10 protein-coding genes and 2 pseudogenes are annotated in these 9,499 nt (G+C 44.9%); 2 read left to right on the forward strand and 10 right to left on the reverse strand.

The annotated features are described in order from the left end of the window. Positions 1 to 259: pseudogene (locus tag BLT91_RS29655) on the reverse strand (mercuric reductase); the annotation flags it as partial. Between the two features lie 347 nt (positions 260 to 606). Here BLT91_RS29655 and BLT91_RS33735 point away from each other — a divergent pair. Then, positions 607 to 729: a hypothetical protein gene (locus BLT91_RS33735; RefSeq protein ID WP_302847578.1), complete on the forward strand. Its 123-nt coding sequence runs from the start codon at positions 607 to 609 to the stop codon at positions 727 to 729. A gap of 538 nt (positions 730 to 1,267) precedes the next feature. Here BLT91_RS33735 and cls read toward each other — a convergent pair. The 6 genes from cls to BLT91_RS29685 are packed head-to-tail and all read right to left on the reverse strand — an operon-like array spanning position 1,268 to position 6,680. Further along, entirely contained in the window at positions 1,268 to 2,695 is a 1,428-nt protein-coding gene (gene cls / locus BLT91_RS29660) for a cardiolipin synthase (protein WP_090827776.1), read from the reverse strand. 53 nt (positions 2,696 to 2,748) lie between these two features. Next, positions 2,749 to 3,357, reverse strand: coding sequence for an ABC transporter permease (locus BLT91_RS29665; protein ID WP_090827778.1), 609 nt, complete (start codon positions 3,355 to 3,357; stop codon positions 2,749 to 2,751). Further along, entirely contained in the window at positions 3,354 to 4,124 is a 771-nt protein-coding gene (locus BLT91_RS29670) for an ABC transporter ATP-binding protein (RefSeq protein ID WP_090827780.1), read from the reverse strand. The genes BLT91_RS29665 and BLT91_RS29670 overlap by 4 nt, the downstream gene beginning before the upstream one ends. A gap of 21 nt (positions 4,125 to 4,145) precedes the next feature. Further along, positions 4,146 to 5,051, reverse strand: coding sequence for a glycine betaine ABC transporter substrate-binding protein (locus BLT91_RS29675; RefSeq protein WP_090827782.1), 906 nt, complete (start codon positions 5,049 to 5,051; stop codon positions 4,146 to 4,148). Between the two features lie 10 nt (positions 5,052 to 5,061). After that, the gene (locus BLT91_RS29680) at positions 5,062 to 5,718 is read right to left on the reverse strand and encodes an ABC transporter permease (RefSeq protein ID WP_254777203.1); all 657 of its coding nucleotides are present in this window, start codon (positions 5,716 to 5,718) and stop codon (positions 5,062 to 5,064) included. 53 nt (positions 5,719 to 5,771) lie between these two features. Beyond that, the gene (locus BLT91_RS29685) at positions 5,772 to 6,680 is read right to left on the reverse strand and encodes a DMT family transporter (RefSeq protein ID WP_090827790.1); all 909 of its coding nucleotides are present in this window, start codon (positions 6,678 to 6,680) and stop codon (positions 5,772 to 5,774) included. A 202-nt stretch (positions 6,681 to 6,882) separates the two neighbouring features. On the opposite strand from BLT91_RS29685, the gene BLT91_RS29690 reads away from it, so the two are divergent. Next, positions 6,883 to 7,500, forward strand: a complete 618-nt coding sequence (locus tag BLT91_RS29690; protein WP_090827784.1) for a TetR/AcrR family transcriptional regulator — start codon at positions 6,883 to 6,885, stop codon at positions 7,498 to 7,500. Between the two features lie 646 nt (positions 7,501 to 8,146). Here BLT91_RS29690 and BLT91_RS32440 read toward each other — a convergent pair. From BLT91_RS32440 to BLT91_RS29705, 3 genes and pseudogenes are all read right to left on the reverse strand, one after another. Next, positions 8,147 to 8,239: pseudogene (locus BLT91_RS32440) on the reverse strand (MarR family transcriptional regulator); the annotation flags it as partial. Between the two features lie 174 nt (positions 8,240 to 8,413). Continuing rightward, positions 8,414 to 9,025 carry a TetR/AcrR family transcriptional regulator gene (locus BLT91_RS29700; RefSeq protein ID WP_090827786.1) on the reverse strand — a complete coding sequence of 204 codons (612 nt, stop codon included), beginning with the start codon at positions 9,023 to 9,025 and terminating at the stop codon, positions 8,414 to 8,416. A gap of 205 nt (positions 9,026 to 9,230) precedes the next feature. After that, positions 9,231 to 9,499, reverse strand: a 269-nt coding sequence (locus tag BLT91_RS29705) for an enoyl-CoA hydratase-related protein (protein WP_254777204.1), incomplete at its 5' end; no start/stop codon positions are given.

The following is a 9,499-nucleotide window of genomic DNA, read 5'->3' on the forward strand; positions in this document are numbered from 1 at the left end:
TTGAATACGGGAGCTCTGCCAACATCGCCGTTTGGACCGCGGCCACGATCTCTCCGGCCTCGGAACCGATCATCGTGAAGCCGAGTATGCGGTCGTCGCTCCCACTGACAAGCACCTTCATGAAGCCTTGTGTTTCGTCCGTCGCAAACGTCCGCAGTACTTTGCTCATCGGCAGTTTCGCGACGCGCACCGTGACGCCTTGGCGCTCTGCTTCGCTTTCGCTCAGTCCAACCCGGGCAAGCTGCGGGTCAGTGAACATGCAGTATGGAACCAGCCGGTCGCGAGGAGGCTAGTAACTTGCCGCCTTGGCCGCTGCCAAGGACCAGTGCTTCGAAATGTTCTGCTTGAGACATCAAAGTCCTCCTTGTTGTATTCTTAGATTTCTCCTGATATGGATATTATTACTTGAATGTGTGAAACGAAAAAGACTATTCTTGCATAATACTTGCCTAAAGATGCAAAATGTTGTCATTTTCATAGACGGATTGTATGGTGTCCTGTCACGATAAGGTAAACTTTAACATTACGGTGAAATGAAGAGAACGAACAGAATGGTGGAAGTTCCGTTCCTACAAGGACTTATAACAACAAAGGCAGGTGAAACTAATGTTGGACCAAAAACCCGGCACTTTATTGGCAGAGAGCGTCTCCATTGGTTATAAAATCAATCGGCTCGTAGGGCACATTGCGGAGAGAGGTGGAAAGACCATTGAAGAAATCCGCGCGTAGGAAACAAAGAGGATGTTAATCAGACTGACCTTCGAATGTAAAGCGTTTACCATGTTTAAATCGATTGTGATCGATAACGGTCCTGCCGGATAGACAGCGGCCATTTACTTGGAACGGTTGCGGAAGCAAACGATGTTTTGGGGATTATGTCAATCCTGATTTTATGCGACGTCTTGAACCTCATGAGATACTGGATCAATTGAGGAATTTGTAAGCAACTTTTACATCAACAGCCTGAAGGCCGGTGTTCAGGAATAAAAAAATTAGACCGGGGCTCCTTATCGCAAGGAATCCCGGTCTTTTTTATGGCCCCATTATATATTAAATGAATCAGACTCAATGACGCTTGGTTGTAGCGACTATGTTTATTGCTAATAGATTTAAATCATCGTTATCCTTAGCCACTGATCTGCCCGTTATGCGAAAATACCTATAGACGGTCTGCTAACGGTTGTATCGGTTCCTCAATCCGGGGAGCGCTTCGGGAATAAAACTGTAGCTTCAAATCATCGCCGAAGGGTAGTTGAGCAAGTAAGCTTTACAACAACGGAGACAAGATGCGGGCGAGAATTTCTTTGCCACGCTGCAGGCTGGAACGACGGCTCATTTCGGATAACACAACTTCCGCGCAGTCGAATAAATCGTTCTGAAAATCCGCAATTAATCTCTTAATTGAGGCTTCGTCGTAAATAGCTGCATTCAACTCAAAATTATCGAAAAAGCTTCGCATATCCATGTTGGCCGTACCGACCGAAGCAATAGTATGATCGACGATGACGATTTTAGCGTGAATAAATCCTTTTTTATAGTGGAAAAACTCGACTCCGGCTTGCATCAGCTCCTCCATGTAGGAATAGGCAGCCCATTTGACCAGAACATGATCTTCGATTTCCGGGAGAATGATTTTTACCTCTACGCCACTTAACGCAGCTGTTTTTAATGCCATCAAAATGGTACGGTCAGGTATAAAATACGGTGAAATAATGAAAATATGGTTCTGTGCCGTCGTAAATGCGCTGAAGTATACTTCCAGGATTGAATTCCACGGTGTATCGGGCCCGCTGGGGATGATCTGGAGCCGGGCGTTGCCGGCACAGTCATGCGTTGGAAAAAATTCCTGGCTTAGAATCGGTTCGCCGGTTACGGCATACCAATCGTTCATGAACGTGTGCTGAAGAAAAAAGACGGCGTCTCCCCGAAGCTTCATATGAGTATCGCGCCAAAAACCGAATTTCCGGTGGTGACCCAAGTACTCGTCGCCGATATTGATTCCGCCGAGAAATCCCGTATTACCGTCAATAACGATAATTTTCCGGTGATTGCGGTAATTGAACTGTTTGCGTAACAGAAGCGAAATGCCGAGCGGCGCGAAGAAACGAATATCGGCGCCCGCATCCCGAAGTTCCTTCATAAAAGGTTCGTCCAGCTCATGGCTGCCGAGACCGTCCAAAAGGACTCGTACTTGGACTCCTTGCCGCGCCTTGCGGATAAGAGTCTGTTGTACTTGTCTGCCGATAATGTCGTTGCGAATAATGTAATATTCCATATGAATATGATGGTCGGCCCGATCCAGCGCCTCTAAAATGGCCGCGAACGTATCATTGCCGTTGTTGTAAATAGCAATGTCGTTACACTGTGTCACCGGGGATTCGGGAATACTCTGGAGAAGCCGGAAGAGTCGCCGCTGCGATCGAACATGACGGCTTCGGTATTGGGGAGCTTGTTCGGCCGAGACGATATTGTCCATAAGCAGGGAGGGCAGCCTGGAACGGAGCTTGCGATAGACGGATGGAACCGTCGGTTTATAATCTTTGGCAATGAAGAAAAACAGTACAAAGCCGACGAAGGGCAGCAGGAAGGTTATCGTCAGCCATGCAACAGTTTTGGACGGATTCTTGTAGCCCCAAAACAATATAAAACCAATTTGAGCAATAAACAATATCAGCAGCAGCGTGAGCCATGCCATGAAGCAGCCCCCTATCGCGGATGTAAGCTTTGTGTACCCATCTCATCTGATCCTCAAAACCTTTTTTCAATACGAATTAATAAAGCATTAGCACTGATCGCCAACCCAGCTGACAGCAAACAACCCCACAAAATTTTGTAAACATTCATCGTGCGAAGTCCATCGAATAAAATGCTGCCTAATCCGCCCGCGTTGATGAATGCCGCGATCGTTGAAGTGCCGATTGTAGCCACAACTGCAAGCCGTATTCCCGTAAAGAGCGTTTTTACGGATAATGGCAGCCTGACCCGAAACAAAACTTGCATATTACTCAATCCGATGCCGGCAGCTGCTTCAAGAATGGACGGGTCAATCTCGTTTAGGCCTGCAATAAAATTACGCAGCAATATATATTGGTTGTAAATAATTAAAACCGTGATGGCTGTTACTTTGCCTAAGCCCGTAACAGGAATCAAAATTGCGAAAAGCGCCAAACTGGGGATGGAATAAATCACCGTGAATAATTGAATCAGCATTTTGGAAATGATTTTAGAAGACATGGCTACAATCGTTAATATCGAAGCGAGTAAGATTGAAATCATCATAGTAGCCACTAACATCTCCAGATGTTCCAGCAGTGCTTTGCCTAATTTATCAAGGTGATTGGATCCATATTCGATCAATCTAATCCCTCCCAGAAACGTTCTTGCTCTCTTGAGGAAAGGATGAGTGACGATACAAACTCATCTGCAGGATTCTTCACAATATTTCTTGGCGTATCGAACTGAGAAACTTTGCCTTTGTTCATAATGATGACTCTTGTCCCGAGTTTAAAGGCTTCGTTGATATCATGTGTGACAAGAAGAAAGGTTTTCTTTAGCCCGCCATGAATTCGCAAAAGCTCGTTCTGCAAGTTTACCCGGTTAATGGCATCGATTGCTCCAAAGGGCTCATCCAACAACATTATCTTGGGATCGGTCGCCAAGGCTCGCGCCAGCCCGATTCTTTGTTGTTGACCACCGGATAATTGAGACGGATAGCGATTTCGATATTCCTGTGGATCTAACCCGACAAGAAATAGCAAATCGATTACTTTCGAATCGATTTTAGATTGTTTCCACTTTAAGAGCATTGGAACTATCGCAATATTTTGAGCTATGGTCATATGAGGAAATAACCCCACTTGCTGAATAACATAACCAATTCGTCTTCTTAGCTTCACAGGGTCAACCGTTGCAATATCTTCACCAAACAGTTTAATTATCCCCTCATTAGGCTCATACAGACGATTTATCATTTTCAACAATGTTGTCTTCCCGGATCCGGAGGAGCCCAGGATTGTAATGAACTCTCCTTCTTTTATGGATAAATTGACATGATCCACCACATAATTTCCGGATCGTTTATATTTTTTACATACATTGCTGAATTCAATGGCTGTACTAACCATATTACCCTCCAAGAAACGAGCTTACTTAATTGATTTATAAAACTCTTTTGCTACAACTTCATATTCTTCTTTATCAACGTCAACTTTAGCATTCAGTGCTGTAATTGTTTTGGTATCCAATTTGGCGCTTACTTTGTTTATAATGTCTGCAATATTGGGATTTGCTTTCAATACATTATCGCGAATTACCGGCGTCAAGTTGTATGGCGGCCACACATGTTTATCATCTTCCAATAGGGTAAACTTATCTTTATTGGCTAATTGTCCTTCCGTTGTATAAGCCGGTGCGACATCAGCTTCATTGTTACTCAACACCTTATATTTCAAGCTGTTATCGACTATTTTGGATGATTTCCAATTCAATTTTCCGTACACTCTTTCTAAAGCAGGGATTCCATCTTCTCGTTGATCAATTTCACCTTGCGACACGAATCTGAGTTCACTTGCATGTTTTTGTAGATCCGATATCGTGGTAATGCCAAGCTTTTTTGATACATCTGTACGAATAACAAGGCCTTCCCCATCATTGGCTTGCGAATAATTAAGCCAGGTCACTTGAAATCGTTTTTCATATTCGTCTTTCACTGTTTTATAAACTTCATCAGCATTGGTCATTAGATTCTTCTTTAAAATGGTTAATAACCCGGTACCCGTATATTCAGGATACAAATCAATATCATTGTTCACGAGTGACGTATGAATGAGAGATCCAGCGATGTTAGGGACTCGTTTGACATGATATCCGGCATCTTCAAGAGCTAATGCATACAATTCTCCAACTATTAAGTTTTCCGTGAAACTTTTTGTCCCGACACGAATCGTTGTGCCATTGCCTGAATTTGCGCTCTTACTTCCGCACGCTGCCAACAAGAGTGCAAATACCATCACGATCAAACAAACCAGTAATGTTTTTTTCTTCATTTTCATCTTGTTGGTCCTACTTTCTCATAAGCTTATATTTGAACAAAAAGCGGTCCGCCAGATCAAGTGATAATCCGGCCGTTATCGAAAGCACTGTAACCGAAATACCACCAATCAATAGCAAATCCATTCTATTAAGGCCAAAGCCAGTAAAAATAATACCTCCAAGTCCTCCCGCGCCAATCTTGGCAGCCAAGGTCGCACTTGCAATAATTTCAATCGATGCCGTCTTGATTCCGGTCAGAATCATTGGCGCGGCTAAAGGAAACTTGATTTTCCACATCACTTGCCGGTCCGACATTCCAACTCCATAGGCTGCTTCAAGTAAAAATGGGGGAACTTCTTTCAAACCCGTAACTGTGTTCATCAGAATTGGAGGAATCCCGAGTAATACTAGAGCAATCAATGCTGACTTAACGCCTGTTCCTATAACAGGGATCAATAATAGGAGAACTGCCAAACTGGGTACAATCCGTAAAACTTGAAACATAGATACAATCCAGCGTTCGTAATGCTTATGTTTTACACATAGGTGTCCGCAAGTAATCCCTATGAATGCAGAGAGCAGCAATGTAAAGAAGCTAATCTCTATATGCTCTTTGGCAGAAATCAAATAGTCATTTAAGCTATTTGAGAAATAATTTGCGATCTCCATCCACAAGCCGCTGTTCAAAAAATCCCCCCTTGATCTCAAGTTGATTTTTGGGCTGTGTTATCTTTGTCAATTCATGCTTTATTAAGTGATAATCCTTTCTTGGACTCAGATGCTTTCTTTTTCACGGAAGTGAACAACATACCAAGGATGACAATCATACCCCCCACGATTTGGGACAGCGCTAAGCCCTGTCCAAGAATAAGAGCAATGATTGCTGTAAAGATTGGCACTAGATTCATGGAAATACCGGCAGTGCCTGCGCCGAGCATTTTAATTCCTTTATTCCAGAAGATAAACGAGCCTACGGATGGAAAAACGCCCAAATAAATAATCCCTGTGATACCTAGAGAAGTTACATTTCGAACATGAAGCGGCTGCAAGATGATGAAAGGGAGCATGATTAGAACCCCTATAATAGCAATCATTGCGACCATGGTAATCGATGGAATATGTTTTGCTTTTTTTCCGAGCAACGAGTAAATAGTCCAGAATAGGATGGACAAAAGTAAAATGGCATCGCCCTTATTGTATTGTTGAAACACCTGCAGTAAGTTCCCTTTCGTTAAAACCGTCAGCACGCCGATAAATGATACAATTAAGCCGATAATTTGAAAGCTGTTGATTTTTTCTTTCAGGAAAATCACAGAAAAGAGCATAATCAAAGCGGGTGTCAAAGAATTTATTAAAGCACCATTGATTGGAGAGGTAAACTGTAGTGAAGAATACGTAAGGTAATTGTAAACGACCACGCCAATCGTAGACATCAATAAGATAACCACCCAGTTCTTCTTCCATATTTGAAGCCATGATGGCTTTTCAATTAACTGTGCCATTGGAATTAGGAAAATTAAGGCAATTGCCCACCGGAGAAAGGCAATCCAAATAGGTGGAAATTCGGCGGCAGTATATTTGCCGAAAATCAAATTTCCCGCCCAAAACAGATTACATAAAATTAGAAAAACCCATGCTTTATATTTCAATGCTATCATCTCCTCGTGAAAAGTATTGTGCGGAAGCGGTAAAACTTTCTTTTGCTTGATCAACAAGTATTTAACGGATATTATACAGCACTCCTTTTCGAATTAATGGAGCAATCACTACATTTAATTGCGATCTCATCATAACATTATTTTTATGGATTGTCAGCTCCATTTTTGATATACTACATCTATGGAAAATATAATGGATTTCAAAACTCAAGAGCAGCGGCTGACGAAAAAGGGAAAAGAAACTCGCGTGCGCATCGTTGCCGCCGCGGCCAAACTGATGTTTGAGCGCGGCGTTGCCGGTACAAGCGTGGAAGATGTGCAAAAGGAGGCCAAGGTCAGCGCCTCCCAGCTGTACCATTATTTTAAGGATAAGCGGGAGCTTGTACTGGCAGTCATTACGCATCAGACCGAACAGGTGCTGGGTGCCCAGGAGCCTCTGCTGAGCCATCTGGACAGTATGGAAGCGTTGCGCACTTGGCGCGATGCGATCGTACAGCTTCAGATTGAACGGCAATGTCAAGGAGGTTGCCCGATGGGTTCCCTTTCCAGCGAGCTGGCGGATACGGACTTGGCGGCTCGTACAGAGCTCGCAGCCGGATTTATGCAGTGGGAACTCGCCATTCGCAAAGGTCTCCGTGCCATGCATGAGCGCGGCGAACTGAGAGTCGAAGCCGATCCGGACAATCTCGCGCTGGCTCTGCTGACCGCACTTCAGGGAGGCCTTCTTCTTACGCAGTGCTGCAAGGAGACGACTCCTCTTGAAGCGGTATTGGACGCCATGCTTGCGCATATTCGTTCGTTCGTCGTCTGATGTGCCGCCAGATGATGAAACGGATATGCTCGAGCTCATTGAATCATTCTCATTATGCAACAACTCAGCTTCAATCATGAAAAATAAAGGGAGGATAGACATAAGGAAGCAAGCAGTTATTTTCAAGCCTGCGGCTGGATACCGGCCCGGGCTTTTTATTATGCATGCCAAATAATCGGTTCAAGATAGATGCAATCATTTTCGTACTAATCAAGCGGAAAGAACGGATAGAACCAAAAGAGGGGCTTCTCACATGAAATGGAAATTAACGGATAGCGGAGAGCTCAATATTGCTGGGCAGGCAGGCGACGGCTGGACATGAGCCCCCGACCTACTTTCACTCCACGACAGCAACCCGTTTACCTGATCGTGCCAAGGACCAGTACTTCGAAATGTTCTGCTTGAGACATCAAAATCTTCCTTGTTGTATTCTCAGATTTCTCCCGACAGGGAATATTATTACTTGAATATACGAAACGAAATAGACTATTCTTGCATAATACTTGCCTAAAGCTGCAAAATGTTATTCTTTAGCGCCCTTCGGATAATGTCTACAATAGAAAAACATAAATGGGGAGGATGATTGAATCTGGTAAAAATATATCGCGGCTACACGAGGTGATCGAGTTTGTTCGATGTGTATGATAGTTTCGCCTTCTTCCCAGAGGACCATTAACACAAAATATTGTGGGTATGTAATTCCCATCGTCTCCAATAAGGGCCGATACAACCGCAATATCGCACGGGAGCAACAATCATCAGCGGCGAAGAGTCCTGCTTAAGAAATGGTTTAATTCCATTTGGAAACTGTAAAAGCAGCAGCGAGCCTAAATGCTCACTACTGCTTTTGTATCAGTTGAGTTTCCGGCTCGCATGGCCGAGATATTGTTTGCTTACAAAATATGGTCCAACATCAAACGATGAACGAACCGATATGTGCAAGCATGGCGTCCAAACCAACTTCTAACGGCCTGGTTTCCCGGCGCACCTGAGTAAGAACTAGTCCGCCTTGAAGTGCCGTCAGTAGCGCCAGTGCCAGATCATCCGGATCGGCATCGGATCTCAGTTCGCCGCGAAAATACATTGCGCGTAGTCCGTTGCGGATTGAGTGTTCCCACTGCATGAACCCGGCCGCGAGCTCAGTACGAGCAGCCTGGTCCGATTCTGACAACTCGCTGGCAAGCGAACCGATTGGACATCCACCGTGGTATTGACGCTCAATTTGGAGTTGCACAATCGCATTGCGCCAGGATCGCAGTGCTTCTATGTTGTCCAAGTGGCTCAGCAGAGGCTCCTGCGAAGCCAGCACATACTCTGTCTGATAAACAACGACCGCTAAAACGAGGTCACGTTTCTCCTCGAAGTAATGGTACAGCTGCGAAGCGCTCACCTGAGCCTCCCGCTGCACATCCTCGACGGTTGTACCAGCTACTCCACGTTCAAACATCAGTTTGGCCGCAGCGGCGACGATTCGAGCACGCGTTTCTGTTCCTTTTTTTGTTAACTGTTGTTCCTGCTTCTTCATATCAATTCTCCTTTCCATAACGGCTGAATACCAGCAAAATTGACCTTCATGTTTTTGAGAAAGAAGGATGCAACCTGCTTTTTATTTTGAATAGGTTCGATCTTATAGCCGAATCTCGAATGATACTTTTTAGTGGGTGCTCGGAAAGGTTGATTCGTTCAAAAAATCTCCGGAAGGCGTATGCCCCCGGAGATTTTTTATAGATTCACGCTTTGCTTGCCATCGATCGGGCGACGTCGGCGGCGCTGATGCCTTCGAGGGCAAGGCCATAACCGATGCCTTCATCGATGATGCGGCGCAGCTTCTGGGTAAGGGCGATGCGTGTGTATCGGCCGGTGAGCGGCGGAAGCTTCGCGATGCTTTCGGCGATCTCGCGTGCTCGGGTCAGGAGTTTGTCGGCCGGCACGATCTCATTGACCACACCCCAGTCCTTCGCCGTGTTCGCGTCGAGCTCCTGGCGCGTGAGGATGAAGT

It is taken from the genome of Paenibacillus sp. yr247 (genome assembly GCF_900103825.1).
Classification (GTDB): Bacteria; Bacillota; Bacilli; order Paenibacillales; family NBRC-103111; genus Paenibacillus_E.